We start from the raw sequence: 19,628 nt of genomic DNA on the forward strand, positions 1-19,628 counted from the left end.
TGATACTGTACAAAAAACCAGTATCGGTAGCCCCTCATGCAGTTGATCGAAAAACTCAGCATCCTCGCCGACGCCGCCAAGTACGACGCCTCCTGCGCCAGCAGTGGCGCGCCCAAGCGCAGCTCCGAGGGCAAGGCGGGGCTGGGCTCTACCGACGGCATGGGCATCTGCCACAGCTACACCCCTGATGGGCGCTGCGTATCCTTGCTCAAGGTGTTGCTCACCAACTTCTGTCTCTACGATTGCCAATACTGCGTCAACCGCCGCTCCAGCGACGTGCCCCGCGCGCGTTTCAGCCCGGAGGAGGTGGTCACCCTGACCCTGGATTTCTACCGCCGCAACTGCGTCAGCGGGCTGTTTCTCAGTTCCGGCATCATCCGTTCGTCCGACTACACCATGGAGCAACTGGTGCGTGTGGCGAAGCTGCTGCGCGAGGAACACGACTTTCGCGGTTATATCCACCTCAAGACCATTCCCGACGCCGACCCGGCACTGATCGCCGAGGCCGGGCGTTATGCCGACCGATTAAGTGTGAACCTTGAATTGCCCACCGAAGCCAGCCTGCAAACCCTGGCGCCGGAAAAAACCGTCGTCTCGATCAAGCAGGCCATGCAGACCATCTACACCGGCGAGCAGACGGTGCTCAATGAGCCGCGCGCGCCGCGTTTCGCCCCGGCTGGGCAAAGCACCCAGCTGATCATTGGCGCCGACGACACCGACGACAGCACCATTCTCCACGGTGCCGAGGCGTTGTACGGCAACTTCAAGCTGCGCCGCGTCTACTACTCCGCATTCAGCCCCATCCCCAATAGCCCGAAAAGCGTGCCCCTGGCCGCACCGCCGCTGATGCGCGAGCACCGTCTGTACCAAGCGGACTTCCTGCTGCGCAGCTATGGGTTCAGCGCCAACGAATTGTTTGAAGGCCCCGGCCACCTGGCCCTGGATATCGACCCCAAGCTGGCCTGGGCGCTGGATAACCGTGAAGTCTTTCCCCTGGACCTGAACCGCGCCGAGCCCACCTTGATCGCACGCATTCCAGGGATCGGCCTGCGCACCACCCAACGGTTGGTGGACCTGCGCCGCGAACGCAAGATCCGCTTCGAAGACCTGGCGCGCATGCGCTGCGTGCTGGCCAAGGCCAAGCCGTTTTTCATCACCAGCGACTACCACCCGCAACAGGCCGACAGCACCAGCGTGCTGCTGCGCGAGCAATTGCGCGACCGCCCGCAACCGCAGCAAATGGGGTTGTGGGGATGATCAGCCTGGAGTGCGACAACCTGTTCAGTACCTGGCGTGAGCAGGCGCGATGGTTGCTCAGCCATCAGGTCGACCCCAGCCAGGTCAGTTGGGGCGAGGCACAAGCCGCCGACCTGTTTGCCACCGATGAGCCCATCCCCGAGGGGCTTGGGCCGTTTCAGACGCGGGTGCCCAAGGCGTTGCTGGAGTTGCTGGAATCGGCGGCCTGTTATCACGGCGACCAGCGTTGGAGCCTGCTGTACGAAGTGCTGTGGCGTGTCAGCCATGGCGACCGCACGGCGATGCTGGCGGGAGACAAGTTGGGCAGCGAATTGCAGCGGCGCATCAAGCAGGTGAGCCGGGAAGCCCATCACCTACATGCGTTTGTGCGCTTTATTGCGCTGCCGGCTGAGGCAGGCCCTGAACTGCCCGAGTACGTGGCCTGGCATGAACCGGCGCACGACATACTGAAATCCGCCAGCCAGCATTTTGTCGGGCGCATGGGGCGCCATCGCTGGATGATCGCTACGCCCTTGGACGGGGTGTATTACGACGGCGAGCAGCTGATTCACCAGCGCGCGTGCCCCGCGGCATGGCGGCAACTGGCACAGAATGTCGAAGACCCCCACAGCGAGATGTGGTTGACCTATTACAGCCATATCTTCAACCCTGCGCGGTTGAACCCCAAGGTCATGGAAGGGCACTTGCCCAGCCGGTTCTGGAAGAATTTGCCGGAGGGTAAGTTGATACCGGGGTTGATCAGTGAGGCGCGGATGGGTAAGCAGAAGGATGGGCAGGCCACGTTGATTGGCACCAAGCCCGGTAAGCGGATCTCAAGCGGGCACGGTTAAAAATGTGGGAGCGGGCTTGCTCGCGAATGCGGTGGATCAGTCGAAATATCTTTGGCTGACACACCGCCTTCGCGAGCAAGCCCGCTCCCACACAAGCCCGCTCCCACAGGGGTTATGCAGTGTTTGGTTAATTGCCTTTCAGGCCAGCTCTGTGGCGGTGTTCTTGACCACCGCCAACTCCGGATGCGCCACCAACTTATCAATATGCAGTTCATCATTGTTCAACCAGGTCTCCGTCAGCACCCGGTAATGCTCCATATCCCGGCAACGCATGCGCAGGCTGTAGTCGAACGGCCCGCTGATCAGCTGGCACTCGAACACTTGCGGGCAAGCCTTCACACACGCTTCGAAGGCCTTTTGCGCCGAACGCCCGCTTTGATTGGACAAGGCCACCAGCACCAACAGCGACAGCCCCGGCGAGACCATCTGCACATCGATGATCGCCCCATACCCACGGATCACGCCGCGTCGTTCCAGCTTGCGCACCCGTTCCAGGCAGGGCCTGGGCGTGAGGTGCACCAGCGAGGAGAGCTTTTCGTAGGTGATACGCCCCTGGTGGCGCAGCACTTCGATGATGGCTTCATCGATGCGATCCAGCGCAGGGGAAGAATGGGGTCCGTTGGCCTTGGTATCCATGGGTTCACTTCAAACGGTTGGAAAGAAATTGCTGCAAGCGCTCGCTGCTGGGGTGGTCGAGGATCTCGGCGCCGCCTTGTTCCTCGACCCGGCCCTGGTGCAAGAACAGCACTTGGCTGGACACCTGGCGGGCAAAGCCCATCTCGTGGGTGACCATCAGCATGGTACGACCTTCCTCGGCCAACGTCTGTATGACTTTGAGGACTTCTCCTACAAGTTCTGGGTCCAGCGCCGAGGTGGGTTCGTCGAACAGGATGATCTCCGGTTCCATGGCCAGTGCGCGGGCAATCGCGACACGTTGCTGTTGGCCGCCCGACAGGAAAGCCGGGTACTGATCGGCCACGCGGCCCGGCAGGCCAACCTTGTCCAGGTACATGCGCGCGCGTTTTTCCGCTTCGGCGGCGCTGACGCCCAACACCCGGCGTGGCGCCAGGGTGATGTTTTCCAGCACGGTCATGTGGCTCCACAGGTTGAAGTGCTGGAACACCATGGCCAGGCGTGTGCGCAGGTTTTGCAGTTGGGCCTGGTGCGGTGCGCGGGTGCCGGCGCGGCCTTGCTGCATTTCGATGCTGATGCCGTCCAGGGTGATGACCCCGGCGTCCGGTTGTTCGAGGAAATTGATGCAGCGCAGCATCGTGCTTTTGCCCGAGCCGCTGGCGCCGATCAGACTGATTACATCGCCATTGCGTGCATTGACGGATACGCCCTTGAGCACTTCGTGTTCGCCGTAGCGTTTGTGGATGCCTTCGACTTGTAGCTTGACGGTGGCGGTGGCGGGTTGGGCAACGGGTACATCAACAGGGTATGCGGCCAGGGCCTGCGCGGACTGATTCATGGGTTAGCCTCGGGTAGGAACAAGAAAACGCATCCAGCGACGTTCGGCCAGTCGAAACAGGCCCACCAGTGCAAAGGACAGCAGCATGTACAGCAGGGCGGCGATGCCGAAGGCCTGGAACGTGAGGAACGTCTCGGCGTTGGCATCGCGGGCCACCTTGAGGATGTCGGCGACGGTGGCGGTAAACGCCAGGGATGTCGCATGCAGCATCAGGATCATTTCATTGCTGTAGGCCGGCAATGCCCGCCGCAGCGCCGCCGGAATCACCACAAACAGGTTCAGCCGCCAGCCGTGCAGGCCGTAGGCACGGGCCGCTTCGATCTCGCCGTGGGGGATATTGCGGATTGCCCCGGCGAAAATTTCCACAGTGTAGGCGCAGGTATTGAGCACAAAGGCCAGCAGGGTGCAGTTGAGCGCATTGCGGAAAAACTGGTTGAGCAGGGCGTTGTCCTGCACCACCTCCAGGCTGTACAGCCCGGTGTAGCAAATCAGCAATTGGATATACAGCGGCGTGCCGCGAAACAGGTAGGTATAGACCTCCACCGGCCAGCGCAGCCAGAAGTGCTCCGACACCCGGGCCAGCGCCAGGGGAATCGACAGAACAAAACCGAATACCACCGAGACAATGAACAGCCACAGGGTCATGGCCACGCCAGACACCCCCGCACCGTCACTGAACAAATAGGCCAGGCCGTATTGCTGGAACAGTTCGATCATCGCGCCATCCCCTTGATGCCGAGGTTGTAGCGCCGTTCGAGGCGCTTGAAGATGCGGTTGGACAGCGTAGTGATCACCAGATAGACCAGGCCCGCGAGGATCAGGAAATACAGCGGCTCGTTGGTGGTCTTGCCAGCGTTTTGCGCGGCTTTTACCAGGTCCGACAGGCCGATGATCGACACCAGGGCCGTGGACTTGAGCAACACCAGCCAGTTATTGCCCAGGCCCGGCAGGGCAAAGCGCATCAGTTGCGGGAACAGCACCAGGTGAAAACGCTGCCAGCGGCTTAACCCGTAGGCGGTGGCCGCCTCCAGTTGGCCGGCCGGTACGCTGAGGATCGCGCCACGGAAGTTTTCGGTGAAATACGCGCCGTAGATGAAACCCAGGGTCACCACCCCGGCGGTGAACGGGTCGATTTCAAAGTAATCCCAGCCGGCGATTTCACTGAGGTCGTTGAGCCACAGTTGCAGGCTGTAGAAGATCAACAGGATCAGCACCAGGTCCGGCACGCTGCGGATCAGCGTGGTGTACAGCGTGGCCGGCAGCCGCAGCCATTTGGCGCTGGAGAGTTTGGCGCCAGCGGCGATCAGGCCCAGGGCCAGACTCAGGGCCAGAGCGAGGAACGACAGCTTGAGTGTCATCCACGCGCCCTGGGCCAGCATGGGGCCGTAGCCTTGCAGGTTGAGGAGTTCGTTCATGGGGAAAATCTCTAAAGGGCGTAACAACCCTTGCAGAAGCCGGCTTGCTGTGGCGAGGGAGCTTGCTCCCGCTGGGGCGCGAAGCGGCCCCAAAAGCTTGCGGGCGCTGCGCACCCGAGCGGGAGCAAGCTCCCTCGCCACAAAAGCGGGCGCCTACAAGTGTGAGGCGTTGGCATCACTCGTTGTAGATGTCCTGATCACCAAAGTATTTCTTCTGGATCTCGGCATAAGTCCCATCCGCCTGCACCGCCGCAATGCCCTTATTGATCAGCGCACGCAGTTCCTGGTCGTTCTTGCGCAGGCCCATGGCGATGTCCAGCGGCAAGGTCGGGTCTTTGAAGGCCGGGCCGGTCTTGAAGTCGGCGCCTTCGGGCTTGGACAGGAAGTTCAGTTGGGCTTCGAGCTTGTCGGTGAGGGTGGCGTCGAGGCGACCGTTTTGCAGGTCGGCGTAGTTCTGGTCCTGGGACTGGTACGCCTTGATCTGCGCGCCGAGCTTGGCCAGGTGTGCACGGGCATAAGCTTCCTGCAACGAGCCTTGCAGCACGCCGACTTGCTTGCCTTTCAACGACTCCGGGGTGTCGCCGAAGTCAGCGCTCTTGCGGGTGATCACCGAAGTGGGGCTGAGGAACAGACGGTCGGTAAAGTCGATGATTTTTTCGCGAGCCGGGGTCACGGCCATGGACGACATGATCGCGTCGAACTTGCGTGCGCGCAGGGCCGGGATCATGCCGTCGAATTCGTTGTGCACCCAAGTGCATTTGACTTCGAGCTTGGCGCAAATAGCGTTGCCCAGTTCGATATCAAACCCTTGCAGGCTGCCGTCGGCGGCGACGGACTCAAAGGGAGGGTATTCGGGGAATACGCCGAAGCGGATTTCCTTCCACTCCTGGGCGTGGGCGGCGGTGGCGCACAGTGGCAACAGCAACGCAGCGAACAGTGATCGCAATGGAGTCATGGTGTGGTCCCTATATTTTGTAATTGATGTCAGGGGCAGTAAAAGCGTTGAAACAAATCGTTTTTGTTGGGGGAGAGAATGCTTCAAGGGGGTGCGTTTTTTGTGTCGTTTACCCCTTGCCCAAAGCGCGAATTGCGCTGTTAAAACCAGCAATGCAGCGGGATCGGCTGTGACACCCGCGAAATCGGCTTTTCATTCGTGGGAAACTGGCCTGCCGCAAGCGCAAAGCGGCAGGCCAGAGGGGTCTCAGGCGCGCTTTTTCTGCTGTACGGGCGGCTGTTGGGCCAGGCGCGCAAACAGGTCTTTCGGGTCCGCCAGGTCTGGCACCAGTTCCAGCTCGCTGCCCACATCCAGGGCCTTGGCCACGTCCAGTACGTAGCGCAGGGCCGAGTAGTCTTCGATGGCAAACCCCACCGAATCGAACAGGGTGACTTGGCGCGCATTCTCGCGGCCGGGTTGTTGGCCGTTGATCACTTGCCACAGCTCGGTGACGGGCGAATCTTCAGGCATGTGCTGGATTTCACCTTCGATACGGCTTTGTGGCTCGTACTCGACGATCACCCGGGCACGCTCGACGATACGTCGGTCCAGCTCGGTCTTGCCGGGGCAGTCGCCGCCGACGGCATTGAGGTGCATGCCGGGCTCGATCATGTCGTCGGTGAGAATGGTGGCGTAGGCCTTGTCGGCGGTGACGGTGGTGACGATATCCGCACCTTTGACCGCTTCGGCCACGCTGGCGGCCAGAATCACCTTGATCGCCGGGAACGCCTTGAGGTTGGCCGCCAACTTGGCGGTGGCCTTGGGGTCGATGTCGAACAGGCGGATCTCATTGATGCCAAGCATGGCATGGAAGGCCAGGGCCTGGAATTCACTTTGCGAGCCGTTGCCGATCAGCGCCATGCTGCGGCTGTTGTCGCGGGCCAGGTAGCGCGCCACCAGGGCCGAGGTGGCGGCGGTGCGGATCGCGGTGGTCAGGGTCATTTCCGCCAGCAGCACGGGCTTGCCGGTGTCCACATCGCCCAGGGCACCGAAGGCCATCACGGTGAGCATGCCGGCCTGGGTGTTTTTCGGGTGGCCGTTCACGTACTTGAAGGCGTACAGCGAGGCATCCGACACCGGCATCAGCTCGATCACACCATCGGGTGAGTGGTTGGCCAGGCGCGCGCATTTTTCAAAGTCCTGCCAGCGCAGGTAGTCGGCGCGGATGTACTCGGCCATCTCGGTGATGCAGGTGTGCAGGCCTTTTTGCGAGACCAGGTAGCTGAGGTCGTTGACGTCGATATAGCGGGTCATGGCAAGACTCCTTATTGAAATGAGGGACGGGCCGGCAGGTGGACTTCTGCCAGCATGCAGCGGGCACTGCCGCCGCCGATGCGTTCGATGTTGTCGATATTCACTACCACCGGCCGCGTGTGGCGTTCCACATGCTGGCGTTGCGCCGGTTGCAGGGCGCCCCAGGCGCTGGCCGACATCACCAGCAGCGGCTGGCCGTCGCGGTCGTGCACTTCAAGCATGTTGCCGGCGAAAGCTTCGAGCTGGTCGAAGTCGAGGGCGAGGATGTCTTTGCCGGTGTCGCGCAGGGAGCGTTCCAGGGTGCGGCGCTCATCGCCATCGGGCAGGGCTTGCAGGCACACCACCGAGAGGTCGCGGCCGACGCTCATCATCACGTTGCTGTGGTAGATCGGCGCGTGGTGACGGTCGACGGCGTGGAACACGCAGAGCTGGTAGTCGAGGCGTTCGGCGAACTGGCGCAGGGCGTCGTGGTGGGTGCGCCCGGAGTGGCAGGCGTAGCTGATGCGGTGCTGGCGGTCGAGCACCATGCTGCCGGTGCCCTCAAGGAAAATGTTCTGTTGTTCCAGGTGGCTCAGGTCGATGGTGCTGTTGATCGCAAAACGTTGTTCCAGCACTTGCAGCACGCCTTTATTGCGTTCCAATCGACGGTTTTGGCCTTCCATCGGGTACAGCACCAGGCTGCCGTCGGCGTGGCTGCTCCACCAGTTGTTGGGGAAGATCGAGTCGGGGGTGTGGGGCGCCGGTGTGTCTTGCACCACCAGTACTTCGACGCCGTGTTGGCGTAGGGTGTCGACGTAGCCGTCGAATTCTTCCAGCGCTTTGTGCTGTGCCGCGAGGGGGTCCAGGGGCTGGCGCTGGAAACGGTTGTTGATTGCGGTGTCCGGGTTGAAGGCGAAGCGCGCCGGGCGAATCATCAAGACGGTGTTGGTGGTTTGCATGGGTGCACGGGTCCATGGGGTTGGGCTGTGGGGCTATTTTGTGCGGTATGGCCGATGAATCCCGGCTGAAACAGCGAGGTGGGTCAGCCGGGAAAGCTGAAAGGGGCGGTCGCGCAGCCGAATCGGCTGCTGGCTTTGGAATGCGGTCAAAAATGTGGGAGCGGGCTTGCTCGCGAATGCGGTGGATCAGCCAGCTCATCTGTTACTGACACACCGCATTCGCGAGCAAGCCCGCTCCCACATTGGTTCTGTGCCGGGTTTTAGAGATCGGACTCTTTCACCACCCTCACTTTCCCCGCATCCAGCGCATACGCAGCATCCGCCAAGTCATTGTTGACCGTCTCCACCTTGAGCGTGCCCGTCACCCACAAGGGCGTGTAGATATCATCCAGCTTCAGCCCCTTGGGATACCGCACCAGCACCANTGCCTACCGCCGTTCGTCTCGCCCAACCCGTCGATGCCGAGGGCATCAGCCAGGTCATCCTGGCGGCCTTGCACAGCAGCAACGCCCAGGATTACCCGGCAGATGTGATCGCCCGTGTGGCAAGCAACTTCACCCCCGACGCGGTGCTGGCCTTGCTAGCGCGACGGGTGGTGCTGGTGGCGGTGCAGGACGAGGTGATCGTGGCTACGGCGGCCTTGGACGCCAACGTGGTGCGTTCGGTGTTCGTTAACCCGGCATTGCAGGGGCGGGGGATTGGGCGGTTGTTGATGGCCGACATCGAGTCCCGTGCTCGCGAAGCGGGCGTCACGGTGTTGAGCGTGCCGTCTTCGCTGACCGCCGAGCCGTTCTATACCAAGCTGGGGTTTCACAGCGTGCGCGACGTTTACCATGGCAATGAACGTACGCTGGTGATGGAAAAGGCGTTGCTGTCGCGGCATCCCATTGGGCTGTATCGCGACCGTCAGCATCGCGCCCAAGTGGTGGTGCTGTGGCAGCAGGCCTTTGGCTATGACACGGCCCATAACCTGCCGAGCTTGGCGATCGACAAGAAGCTTGCCGTCAATGACGGTTTGTTCTTCGTGGCAACGGACAAAAAGACCGTGATCGGGACGATTCTTGCCGGCTACGACGGCCATCGCGGCTGGCTGTACTCAGTCGCGGTGCACGCCGATTATCGGCGCCATGGCTTGGGGTCTTCGCTGGTGCGGCATGCGGAGCAGGCGTTGACGGCATTGGGTTGTATGAAGATCAACCTGCAGATCACCAGTGGTAATGACGCGGTGACGGGGTTTTACGAGGCGTTGGGGTATGGGGTGGAGCCGAGGATCAGCATGGGCAAGAAGATTGCCGAAAACATTCCCCAACCCTGAAAACACAGGAGATCAAATGTGGGAGCGGGCTTGCTCGCGAAAGCGGAGTGTCAGTCAATACAGCTGATACTGACAGACCGCTTTCGCGAGCAAGTCGAATCGTCGCACCGCCGCTCCCACACAAGCCCACTCCACATTCAGTTATGGGGTGTTGCGGTTAGACCTTAACGATCCAATCCTCTGGCGCTTCAACATCACCGGTCTGCACACCCGTCAGCTCTTTGTAGAGCTGCTGGGTGATCGGGCCCACTTCGGTTTCGCTGTGGAACACGTGCAGCTTGCCGTTGTACTGGATGCCGCCAATCGGCGAGATCACCGCAGCGGTACCGCAGGCGCCGGCTTCCTTGAACTGGTCCAGCTTGTCGATGAACACTTCGCCCTCGGTCACTTTCAGGCCCAGGCGGGTCTGGGCCAGTTCGATCAGCGACAGGCGGGTGATGCCTGGCAGTACCGAAGGCGATTTCGGCGTGATGAACTGGTTGTCGTGGGTGATCCCGAAGAAGTTGGCCGAACCGACTTCTTCGATTTTCGAATGGGTCATCGGGTCCAGGTAGATCGCATCGGCAAAGCCGGCTTTCTTCGCTTCCGAACCTGGCATCAAGCTGGCGGCGTAGTTGCCACCGACCTTGGCGGCACCGGTGCCTTGTGGCGCGGCGCGGTCGAAGGTGGAAATCTGGAAGTTGTGGGGCACCAGGCCGCCCTTGAAGTAGGCACCGACCGGGATCGCGAACACCGAGAAGATGAACTCCGGTGCGGTACGCACGCCGATGTTGTCACCGGTGCCTATCACGAACGGGCGCAGGTACAGCGCGCCGCCACTGCCGTACGGCGGGATGAAGCGCTCGTTGGCCTTGACCACTTGTTTGCAGGCATCGATGAACGCGTCGGTTGGTACATGCGGCATCAGCAGGCGTGCGCAGCTGCGTTGCATGCGGGCGGCGTTCTGGTCCGGGCGGAACAGGTTGATTGAGCCGTCCTTGCAACGGTAGGCCTTCAGGCCCTCGAAGCACTGCTGGCCATAGTGCAGGGCAGTGGAGCCCTCGCTGATGTGCAGCACGTTGTCGTCGGTCAGGGTGCCGTCTTGCCACTCGCCGTTTTTCCAGACCTGGAGAAAGCGTTTGTCGGTCTTGATGTAGTCAAAGCCCAGCTTGTCCCAATTGATGCTTTCGTTACCCATGACACCCTCTATCGTTGGTCAAGTCGGTTTTTTTCTGAATGGGCGCAACAATACTTCATTCTTGCTTTGTGTGGGAGCGGGCTTGCTCGCGAAAGCGGGGTGTCAGCCACTGAATTCATGACTGACAGATTGCATTCGCGAGCAAGCCCGCTCCCACAGGGGACAGTGTTCTTACAGGTGCAACGCGTGGCCCAAGGCTCTTAACGCCGCTTCCTGCACGGCTTCGCCCAAGGTCGGATGGGCGTGAATGGTGCCTGCCACATCCTCCAGGCGCGCGCCCATTTCCAGGCTTAGGCCGAAGGCGGTGGACAGCTCCGACACGCCTGCCCCAACGGCTTGCCAGCCGATGATCAGGTGGTTGTCGCGCCGCGCCACCACGCGCACGAAGCCGGTTTTCGACTCCAGGGTCATGGCCCGGCCATTGGCCGCGAACGGGAAGCTCGACACGATGCAGTCCAGGCCCGCGGCCTTGGCCTCATCCGGCGTCTTGCCCACCACCACCAGTTCCGGGTCGGTAAAACACACCGCCGGGACCGCCGCCGGGGCAAACTCACGGGCCTTGCCGCTGATCAGTTCGGCGACCATTTCACCCTGGGCCATGGCCCGGTGCGCCAGCATTGGCTCGCCGCTCAGGTCGCCGATGGCCCACACGTTGCGCATGCTGGTCTGGCAGTGGTTGTCGATCTTGATCGCTGCGCCGTTCATCGTCAGGTTCAGCGCTTGGAGGTTCCAGCCCTGGGTATTGGGTTTGCGACCAACGGCCACCAGCACCTGATCGGTGGCCAATGACAAGGTGTCGCCATTCGGGTCACGCACTTGCAGGTGACCATCGGTGAATCCGGTGACGCTGTGCTTGAGGTACAGCTTCACGCCTAGTTGTTTGATGGACTCGTTTACCGGTGCGGTCAGTTCGGCATCGTAGGCGGGCAGGATGCGATCCTGCGCCTCGACCACACTGACCTCGGCCCCCAGCTTACGGTAGGCAATGCCCAACTCCAGACCGATATAGCCGCCACCCACCACGATCAGCCGTTTAGGCACGCGGGTTGGCGCCAAGGCTTCGGTGGACGAAATGATCGGCCCGCCAATCGGCAACATCGGCAGCTCGACGCTCTTCGAGCCGGTGGCCAGCAGCAAGTGTTCACACTGGATGCGTTGGTCGCCTACCTCGACGGTCTTGCCGTCTACTACCTTGGCCCAGCCGTGGATCACCTGCACCTTGTGCTTTTTCAACAACGCCGCAACGCCGGTGGTCAGGCGGTCAACAATGCCGTCCTTCCATTCCACGCTCTTGCGGATGTCCAGCGTGGGCACGTCCACTTCGATGCCCAGTTGGGAGCCTTGGCTATGGTGGATGGTTTGCTGGAACTGCTCAGCCACATGGATCAAGGCCTTGGACGGGATGCAGCCGATATTCAAACAAGTGCCGCCCAGTGCCTGGCCTTCCACCAGGATGGTCGGGATACCCAGCTGGCCGGCACGGATCGCCGCCACATAACCGCCAGGGCCGCCGCCGATGATCAGCAGCGTCGTATTCAAAGTCTGAGACATGCCTTACTCCAGAAACAGGCTGGCAGGTTGTTCGAGCAAGCCGCGAATGGCCTGGATGAATTGCGCCGCGTCCATGCCATCGACCACGCGGTGATCGAACGAACTGGACAGGTTCATCATCTTGCGCACCACGATCTGGCCCTTGATCACCATGGGCCGCTCGACAATGCGGTTGACGCCGACAATGGCCACCTCCGGCAAATTCAGTACCGGCGTGCTGACGATGCCGCCCAACGCGCCCAGGCTGGTCAAGGTAATGGTGGACCCCGACAACTCATCGCGGCTGGCCTTGCCATTGCGCGCGGCAGTCGCCAAACGCGCGATTTCCTCGGCATTGCCCCACAGGCTGCGGGCTTCGGCGTGACGTACCACCGGCACCATCAAACCCACGTCGCTCTGGGTGGCGACGCCCACATGCACCGCGCCCAGGCGCGTGATGACTTGGGCTTCGTCGTCGTAACGTGCGTTGATCTGCGGGAAGTCCTTAAGCGCCACGACCATGGCACGCACGATAAACGGCAGCAGGGTCAGCTTGCCGCGTGTGGCGCCGTGTTTTTCGTTGAGGTGCACCCGCAGCTCGTCGAGGGCGGTGACGTCGATTTCTTCTACATAGCTGAAATGCGCGGCGCGGCGGGTGGCGTCCTGCATGCGCTGGGCAATCTTGCGGCGCGTGCCGATCACCGGGATCTGCTCTTCGGTAGTGCGTTCAGCGTAAGGGTTGGCGGTTGCCGAGGCCTTCGAGGTGCCTTGCTGCAGGTAGGCGTCGAGGTCTTCGTGCAGGATTCGGCCGGCCGGGCCAGTCCCCTGGACCAGGCGTAATTGAATGCCGGCATCCAACGCATGCTTGCGCACGGCGGGGGAGGCCAGTGGGCGTTCATCGGTTTCGCGCGATACAGGGGCCGGCTTGCTTTCAACGATTACCGGCGCGGGCTTGGCTTCGACGACAGGCGCAGCCTTAACAGGCTCCGCCACCACCGGCGCATCCTTGGCGTTCCCTGCACCTTCCACTTCAATACTGATCAAAATACTGCCCACGGCCATGACCTCACCCGGCTCACCGCCGAGGGAAATCACCTTGCCGTGCACCGGCGAGGGAATGTCCACCATCGCCTTGTCGGTCATCACATCCGCCAGCACTTGGTCTTCGACGACCATGTCGCCGACCTTCACATGCCACACCGACAGTTCAACTTCCGCGATGCCTTCGCCAATGTCCGGCATCTTGATAACGTGCGTGCCCATTCAGACCTCCATAACCCGTTTCAACGCCGCGCCCACACGGGACGGCCCTGGGAAATACGCCCACTCTTGCGCGTGGGGGTAGGGGGTGTCCCAACCGGTCACGCGTTCGATCGGCGCTTCCAGGTGGTGGAAGCAATGCTCTTGCACCAGCGCCACCAACTCGGCGCCAAAGCCGCAGGTACGGGTGGCTTCATGCACCACTACGCAACGGCCGGTTTTTTTCACGGATTTAACGATGGTTTCCAGGTCCAGCGGCCACAGGCTGCGCAGGTCGATGACCTCCGCGTCGATACCGGTTTCTTCGGCGGCAACCTGGGACACATACACGGTGGTGCCGTAGGTCAGCACGGTCACGGCCGAACCCGGACGCACGATGGCGGCCACGTCCAGCGGCACCGTGTAGTAACCGTCCGGCACTTGGGCTTGGGGGTGTTTCGACCACGGCGTTACCGGGCGGTCGTGGTGGCCGTCGAACGGGCCGTTGTACAGGCGCTTGGGCTCCAGGAAAATCACCGGGTCATCGTTTTCGATGGAGGCGATCAGCAAACCCTTGGCGTCATACGGGTTGGACGGCATCACCGTGCGCAGGCCGCAGACCTGGGTGAACACCGCTTCGATACTTTGGCTGTGGGTCTGGCCGCCGTAGATGCCGCCGCCGCAGGGCATGCGCATGGTCAGCGGCGCGGTGAACTGGCCAGCCGAGCGATAACGCAGGCGGGCGGCTTCGGAGATGATCTGGTCGGTGGCGGGGTAGACGTAGTCGGCGAACTGGATCTCGGCCACCGGGCGCAGGCCATAGGCGCCCATGCCCACCGCCACGCCAATGATGCCGCTTTCGGAGATCGGCGCGTCGAACACCCGCGAACTGCCGTACTTGCCCTGCAAGCCTTCGGTGCAACGGAACACGCCGCCGAAGTAACCCACGTCCTGGCCGAATACCACCACGTTGTCGTCGCGTTCGAGCATCACATCCATGGCCGAGCGCAGGGCCTGGATCATGGTCATGGTGGTGGTGGTCATGGCGGTTTCCACTTCAATACTGTTGTTGTGATCGTTCATGTCAGATCCCCAACTCTTGACGCTGGCGCTTCAAGTGCTCCGGCATCTCTTTATAGACGTCTTCGAACATGGTCGCGGCGCTTGGAATCTGGCCGCCGGCGAGGGTACCGTACTGTTCGGCTTCTTTCTGTGCCGCGATCACTTGGGCTTCAAGCTCGGCACTGACCGCCGCGTGCTCCTCTTCGGACCACTGGCCAATCTTGATCAGGTGCTGCTTGAGGCGGGCAATCGGGTCGCCCAGGGGGAAGTGGCTCCAGTCATCGGCTGGGCGGTATTTTGAAGGGTCGTCGGAGGTGGAGTGCGGGCCGGCGCGGTAGGTGACCCATTCGATAAGCGTTGGGCCGAGGTTGCGACGTGCGCGCTCGGCGGCCCAGGCGGAGGCGGCGTACACCGCGATAAAGTCGTTGCCATCGACCCGCAGGGAGGCGATACCACAGCCGACGCCGCGTCCGGCGAAGGTGGTGGCTTCACCCCCGGCGATGGCCTGGAAGGTGGAGATGGCCCATTGGTTGTTGACCACGTTGAGGATCACTGGCGCGCGGTACACGTGGGCAAAGGTGAGGGCGGTGTGGAAGTCGGACTCGGCGGTGGCGCCGTCGCCGATCCAGGCCGAGGCAATCTTGGTGTCACCTTTAATCGCCGAGGCCATGCCCCAGCCCACGCCCTGCACGAATTGGGTGGCGAGGTTGCCGGAAATAGTGAAGAAACCGGACTCTTTCACCGAATACATGATCGGCAATTGGCGGCCCTTGAGCGGGTCGCGCTCGTTGGACAGCAGTTGGCAGATCAGGTCCACCAGCGGCACGTCGCGGGCCATCAGGATGCTTTGCTGGCGGTAGGTGGGGAAGCACATGTCGTCGATGTTCAAGGCTAGGGCCTGGGCGCTGCCGATGGCTTCTTCGCCAAGGCTTTGCATGTAGAACGACATTTTCTTCTGACGCTGTGCGACCACCATGCGGTTGTCGAAGATGCGCGTCTTGAGCATCGCGCGCATGCCTTTGCGCTTGATCTCATCGGGCACGCCTTCGGCCCATGGGCCAAGTGCTTGGCCCTGATCGTCGAGCACGCGGATCAGGCCTTTGGCCAGGTCGGCGGTGTCGGCGGGTTCTACGTCGATGGCGGGTTTGCGCACGGTGCCTGCGTCAGTCAGGCGCAGGTAGGTGAAGTCGGTCTTGCAGCCTGGGCGTCCCGAGGGTTCAGGGACGTGCAGACGCAGTGGCTCATACGGCTGGGTCATGGCTTTCTACGCTCTATCTTGTGAATTTCTTGTAGTGGGCGCGCTAGCTGACAGTCAGACCCCAGGTAGGGGAAATCTTGTCCTACAACAATCATAGGCGGGGCGTAGAAGAATATTTATCTGTGTTTCGTTGCGCTCAGGATCATTTGCGGATAAAAAAACTGCATAAACATAATAAACAGGTGATTTTGTCTCATGCGCAAACTGGACCGTACCGATATCGGCATTCTCAACGCACTGCAAGAGAACGCCCGCATCACCAACGCCGACCTGGCCCGCTCGGTCAACTTGTCGCCCACGCCGTGTTTCAACCGGGTCAAGGCGATGGAAGAGTTGGGCTTGATTCGCGAGCAAGTCACCCTGCTGGACGCGGATTTGCTGGGGCTGCATGTGAATGTGTTTATCCATGTGAGCCTGGAAAAACAGAACGAACTGGCGTTGCAGCAGTTTGAAGGCGCGATCTCGGATCGGCCGGAAGTGATGGAGTGCTACCTGATGGCCGGTGATCCGGATTATTTGATCCGGGTGCTGGTGCCTACGATTCAGGCGCTGGAGCGGTTCATGATGGATTTTTTGACCAAGGTGCCGGGGGTGGCGAACATTCGGTCGAGTTTTGCTTTGAAGCAAGTGCGCTATAAAACCGCGCTGCCGCTGCCGGCCAATGGCATAAGCCTGGGCACCTGACACAACACATTTGGCCTGTATTTCAAAGTTGGTTGAGGGGAATCTTCAGGTAAGTCACGCCATTGTCCTCCGCCGGCGGCATATTCCCCGCCCGCACATTCACCTGAATTGCCGGCAGCAACAGCGTCGGCATGCCCAACCCGGCATCACGCTGGGTGCGCATGGCAACAAACGCCGCCTCATCCACGCCGTCATGCACATGAATATTCCCCGACCGCTGTTCCGCCACGGTGGTGCGGCATTTAGCCTCACGGCCTTCTGGCGGATAGTCATGGCACACGTACAACTCAGTCTCCAAAGGAAAGCCCAACAATTTGCGCATCGAGGCATACAACTGCCGCGCATCGCCCCCCGGGAAATCACACCGCGCCGTACCCACATCCGGCATAAACAAGGTGTCACCCACTAGGATCATGCGGTCATCGATCAGGTAGGCCATGTCTGCCGGCGTATGCCCCGGTACATGCAGGGCCTGGGCTTTGATGGTGCCGATATGAAACACCTCGTCCGGCGCAAACAGATGATCGAACTGCGAGCCGTCCACGCGAAATTCCGGCTCCAGGTTGAACAGGTTCTTGAACACATCCTGAACCATGCTGATGGACTGGCCGATGGCAATCTTGCCGCCCAGGGTGCGGCGCAGGTAGGGCGCGGCAGACAGGTGGTCGGCGTGGGCATGGGTCTCCAGCAACCACTCAACCTGCAGGCGATGTTCGCGCACATAGGCGATCACCTTATCGGCCTGGCACGTGTCGGTACGCCCGGACGCCGGATCGTAGTTGAGCACCGAGTCGACGATGGCACAGAGGCTACTCTCGGTCTCATGTAGGACGTAGGTGTAGGTCGACGACGCCTCGTCCAGAAAGGCTTGAATCAACGCTGACATGACGGTGGTCCTTGGTATCGACGTGATTTGCACATAGGCTTGCCAGCTTAAGTGAAACAAACGGTCCTGGGCAAAGGATCGCTATCGCAGGATGTGACGCCACACGGCAGCATCCTGCCTAAGGTGGATTGAATGGTGCTGGCAAGTTTTCTGGGGTTGTTGATGGGCTTGGTGATGGGCCTGACCGGCGCGGGCGGTGGCATTCTTGGCGTGCCGGCGTTGGTGCTGGGGTTAGGGTTGAGCATGACCCAGGCCGCACCGGTGTCGCTGCTCGCCGTTGGCGCGGCAGCGGCGGTAGGGGCCATCGACGGTTTGCGCCACGGCTTGGTGCGTTATCGCGCCGCGCTATTGATCGCCTTGTTGGGTGCGCTGTTTTCGCCAGTTGGAGTGTTTCTCGCGCACCAATTGCCGGAAGCCGTGCTGATGGGCCTGTTCAGTGCCTTGATGGTGCTGGTGGCCTGGCGCATGTTGCAGCGCGAAAAAACCGAGCCAGGCCCCAGTGACCACGGCACCGCGTCTTGGGGCCAGAAGAACTGCATGCTCGACCAGCAGACCGGCCGCCTGGCCTGGACCGCCAAATGCAGCGCCACCCTGGCGGCGTTGGGCGCGGTGACCGGCGCCGTGTCCGGCCTGCTGGGCGTGGGCGGCGGCTTCCTGATCGTGCCGGCGTTCAAGCAACTCACCGATGTGCAGATGCGCGGCATCGTCGCCACTTCCCTGATGGTGATCAGCCTGATCTCCCTGATCGGCGTGGTCGGCGCGTTCCATGCCGGGGTGCGCATCGAACCGGTGGGTTGGGTGTTTATCGGCGCGAGCATCGTCGGCATGCTCGCCGGTCGGCGCCTGTGTTCGGTGATCCCGGCGCGCACCTTGCAGGTGGGCTTCGCCAGCCTGTGTGTACTGGTGGCTGTCGGCATGTTGGCCAAGGCAGGTAGTACGCACTAAGTGCCGGGCCTGTCTTACACCCAACTTGGCGGGCACCCACAGCCCGCCCAAAGCACCTTCAAACCACGGCCAAGGCAGCGTAGGCCGTGGCCTGTGGCCTTTCGATAATCGCCTCCGACATCAAGTCCCCGTTGCGGAGCGCGCCATGCATAACAATAAGAATGTACCCCTACGTCTGTTGCCTGCTTTTATCCTCGGCCTGGGCCTGAGCCCATTCGCCGATGCCGAAATCATGCTGTACGACAAAGATGAAACCACCTTTTCCACCGATGGCTACATCAACGCCTTCTACGTTAACAGCGACGTCGACCGCGCCGGTGACCAGTACGACCGCCGCCAGTCCCGGGTAAAGATGGGCTTTTTGCCCAACTACCTGGGCTTCAACATGGGCAAGCAGGTCGACGACCTCAAGCTCGGCGCCCGTGCGTCGTTCTGGGTCACCATCAACGACAGCGAAACCAACGGCACCGACACCGCCATCGACGTGCGCCAGTTCTACGGCACCGTGGCCAACCCGGAGTGGGGTGAAGTGCTGATCGGCAAGGACTTCGGCCTGTTCGCCCGCTCCAACATTCTGTTGGACGAGTTGCTCGCAGGCTACGGCCAGGTCAGCGACAGCCTCGGCCTGGTGGACGGCGGCGGCGTGTCGTTCGGCAATATCGGCAGCGGCTACCCGTACCCGTTCCCCACCTCGCAGATCACCTACCGCACCCCGGTGATGGAAGGCCTGCGCGTGGCCGTTGGCATCATGGACCCGGTGGACACCAACGACAGCAGCGCGCTGGGTAAGGCCTACCAGAAGAACCCGCGCACCGAGAGCGAGATCACCTACCAGTTCGACGTGGGCGGCGCGAAGATCTACAGCTGGCTCAACGGCAGCTACCAGACCTCCGACAACACCGACTCCACCGTGGCCAGCGTTACTTCCAAGGGCCTGGGCTACGGCGTGCAGGCGAAAATGGGCGGCCTGTCGCTGACCGGCTCAGGCTTCCAGGCCAAGGGCATCAACCCGTTCTTCACCAACAACGCCGGCGAAGCCACCTTGCGCAATGTGGACAGCAACGGCTACCTGGTGCAGGGCTCGTACAAACTGGGCAAGAACCGTTTGGCGCTGTCCTACGGCAAGACCAAGGACGACGGCAACGGCGTGGTCGGCAGCGGCGCGGATTATGAAACCCGTGGCATTGCGCTGTTCCATGACGTGAACGCCAATTTGAAGCTGGTGGCGGAGTACAACCAGTTCCAGATCAGAGGGCATGACACCAGTGCGCAGAATGAGGATACGGATACCTTTGCGGTGGGTGCTGTCTTGACTTGGTAATGCGTTCAACTGTGGGAGCGGGCTTGCTCGCGAAAGCGGAGTGTCAGTCAAT

At 61.5% G+C, this 19,628-nt stretch carries 19 protein-coding genes and 1 pseudogene; 6 read left to right on the plus strand and 14 right to left on the minus strand.

Annotated features, from left to right (window positions below; all coding sequences use genetic code 11):
• The first annotated feature begins 36 nt into the window (after window positions 1-36).
• Window positions 37-1,257, plus strand: a complete 1,221-nt coding sequence (locus ACLD1Y_RS24100) for a putative DNA modification/repair radical SAM protein (RefSeq protein ID WP_429480287.1) — start codon at window positions 37-39, stop codon at window positions 1,255-1,257.
• Window positions 1,254-2,087: a TIGR03915 family putative DNA repair protein gene (locus ACLD1Y_RS24105; RefSeq protein WP_429480288.1), complete on the plus strand. Its 834-nt coding sequence runs from the start codon at window positions 1,254-1,256 to the stop codon at window positions 2,085-2,087. Before ACLD1Y_RS24100 ends, ACLD1Y_RS24105 begins: the two co-directional genes overlap by 4 nt.
• A 138-nt stretch (window positions 2,088-2,225) precedes the next feature.
• Here the strand turns inward: ACLD1Y_RS24105 and ACLD1Y_RS24110 are convergent, their stop codons facing one another.
• The 8 genes and pseudogenes from ACLD1Y_RS24110 to ACLD1Y_RS24145 form a co-directional block, all read right to left on the minus strand.
• Window positions 2,226-2,723 carry an Lrp/AsnC family transcriptional regulator gene (locus ACLD1Y_RS24110; protein WP_016974875.1) on the minus strand — a complete coding sequence of 166 codons (498 nt, stop codon included), beginning with the start codon at window positions 2,721-2,723 and terminating at the stop codon, window positions 2,226-2,228.
• Between the two features lie 4 nt (window positions 2,724-2,727).
• Entirely contained in the window at window positions 2,728-3,558 is an 831-nt protein-coding gene (locus ACLD1Y_RS24115; RefSeq protein WP_429480289.1) for an ABC transporter ATP-binding protein, read from the minus strand.
• A gap of 3 nt (window positions 3,559-3,561) precedes the next feature.
• Window positions 3,562-4,275, minus strand: a complete 714-nt coding sequence (locus ACLD1Y_RS24120) for an ABC transporter permease (protein WP_429480290.1) — start codon at window positions 4,273-4,275, stop codon at window positions 3,562-3,564.
• The gene (locus tag ACLD1Y_RS24125) at window positions 4,272-4,973 is read right to left on the minus strand and encodes an ABC transporter permease (protein WP_429480291.1); all 702 of its coding nucleotides are present in this window, start codon (window positions 4,971-4,973) and stop codon (window positions 4,272-4,274) included. Before ACLD1Y_RS24125 ends, ACLD1Y_RS24120 begins: the two co-directional genes overlap by 4 nt.
• Before the next feature lie 175 nt (window positions 4,974-5,148).
• Window positions 5,149-5,928: an ABC transporter substrate-binding protein gene (locus ACLD1Y_RS24130; RefSeq protein WP_026136619.1), complete on the minus strand. Its 780-nt coding sequence runs from the start codon at window positions 5,926-5,928 to the stop codon at window positions 5,149-5,151.
• A 246-nt stretch (window positions 5,929-6,174) separates the two neighbouring features.
• Window positions 6,175-7,221, minus strand: a complete 1,047-nt coding sequence (locus tag ACLD1Y_RS24135) for an ornithine cyclodeaminase (RefSeq protein WP_429480292.1) — start codon at window positions 7,219-7,221, stop codon at window positions 6,175-6,177.
• Between the two features lie 11 nt (window positions 7,222-7,232).
• On the minus strand, window positions 7,233-8,159 hold the full coding sequence (gene ctlX, locus ACLD1Y_RS24140) for a citrulline utilization hydrolase CtlX (RefSeq protein ID WP_429480293.1): 927 nt from the start codon (window positions 8,157-8,159) through the stop codon (window positions 7,233-7,235).
• A 260-nt stretch (window positions 8,160-8,419) separates the two neighbouring features.
• A pseudogene (locus ACLD1Y_RS24145) lies at window positions 8,420-8,581 on the minus strand (DUF3299 domain-containing protein); the annotation flags it as partial.
• Between the two features lie 2 nt (window positions 8,582-8,583).
• Between ACLD1Y_RS24145 and ACLD1Y_RS24150 the strand changes: the two are divergent.
• Complete coding sequence (locus ACLD1Y_RS24150; RefSeq protein WP_429480337.1) at window positions 8,584-9,474, plus strand: GNAT family acetyltransferase; 891 nt, start codon at window positions 8,584-8,586, stop codon at window positions 9,472-9,474.
• A 157-nt stretch (window positions 9,475-9,631) separates the two neighbouring features.
• Here the strand turns inward: ACLD1Y_RS24150 and ACLD1Y_RS24155 are convergent, their stop codons facing one another.
• The 5 genes from ACLD1Y_RS24155 to ACLD1Y_RS24175 form a co-directional block, all read right to left on the minus strand.
• Entirely contained in the window at window positions 9,632-10,651 is a 1,020-nt protein-coding gene (locus ACLD1Y_RS24155; RefSeq protein ID WP_429480294.1) for a branched-chain amino acid aminotransferase, read from the minus strand.
• Window positions 10,652-10,822: 171 nt separating this feature from the next.
• On the minus strand, window positions 10,823-12,202 hold the full coding sequence (gene lpdA / locus ACLD1Y_RS24160) for a dihydrolipoyl dehydrogenase (protein ID WP_429480295.1): 1,380 nt from the start codon (window positions 12,200-12,202) through the stop codon (window positions 10,823-10,825).
• 3 nt (window positions 12,203-12,205) lie between these two features.
• Window positions 12,206-13,444, minus strand: coding sequence for a dihydrolipoamide acetyltransferase family protein (locus ACLD1Y_RS24165; protein ID WP_429480296.1), 1,239 nt, complete (start codon window positions 13,442-13,444; stop codon window positions 12,206-12,208).
• Window positions 13,445-14,503, minus strand: coding sequence for an alpha-ketoacid dehydrogenase subunit beta (locus ACLD1Y_RS24170; RefSeq protein WP_192296706.1), 1,059 nt, complete (start codon window positions 14,501-14,503; stop codon window positions 13,445-13,447).
• Window position 14,504: 1 nt separating this feature from the next.
• The gene (locus ACLD1Y_RS24175; protein WP_429480297.1) at window positions 14,505-15,740 is read right to left on the minus strand and encodes a 3-methyl-2-oxobutanoate dehydrogenase (2-methylpropanoyl-transferring) subunit alpha; all 1,236 of its coding nucleotides are present in this window, start codon (window positions 15,738-15,740) and stop codon (window positions 14,505-14,507) included.
• A 195-nt stretch (window positions 15,741-15,935) separates the two neighbouring features.
• Here ACLD1Y_RS24175 and bkdR point away from each other — a divergent pair, with 195 nt between their 5' ends.
• Window positions 15,936-16,424: a Bkd operon transcriptional regulator BkdR gene (gene bkdR, locus ACLD1Y_RS24180; protein ID WP_122489983.1), complete on the plus strand. Its 489-nt coding sequence runs from the start codon at window positions 15,936-15,938 to the stop codon at window positions 16,422-16,424.
• 22 nt (window positions 16,425-16,446) lie between these two features.
• Here the strand turns inward: bkdR and ACLD1Y_RS24185 are convergent, their stop codons facing one another.
• Complete coding sequence (locus ACLD1Y_RS24185; protein ID WP_429480298.1) at window positions 16,447-17,310, minus strand: MBL fold metallo-hydrolase; 864 nt, start codon at window positions 17,308-17,310, stop codon at window positions 16,447-16,449.
• Between the two features lie 132 nt (window positions 17,311-17,442).
• Between ACLD1Y_RS24185 and ACLD1Y_RS24190 the strand changes: the two genes are divergently transcribed.
• Both ACLD1Y_RS24190 and ACLD1Y_RS24195 read left to right on the plus strand, forming a co-directional pair.
• Window positions 17,443-18,255, plus strand: a complete 813-nt coding sequence (locus tag ACLD1Y_RS24190) for a sulfite exporter TauE/SafE family protein (protein ID WP_429480299.1) — start codon at window positions 17,443-17,445, stop codon at window positions 18,253-18,255.
• 145 nt (window positions 18,256-18,400) lie between these two features.
• Window positions 18,401-19,576 (plus strand): porin, encoded by a 1,176-nt coding sequence (locus ACLD1Y_RS24195; protein ID WP_429480300.1) that lies wholly within the window; start codon window positions 18,401-18,403, stop codon window positions 19,574-19,576.
• Window positions 19,577-19,628: the final 52 nt, after the last annotated feature.

The sequence above is a fragment of the Pseudomonas sp. 18175 genome, from assembly GCF_050432925.1.
In the GTDB taxonomy this organism is placed as follows: Bacteria; Pseudomonadota; Gammaproteobacteria; order Pseudomonadales; family Pseudomonadaceae; genus Aquipseudomonas.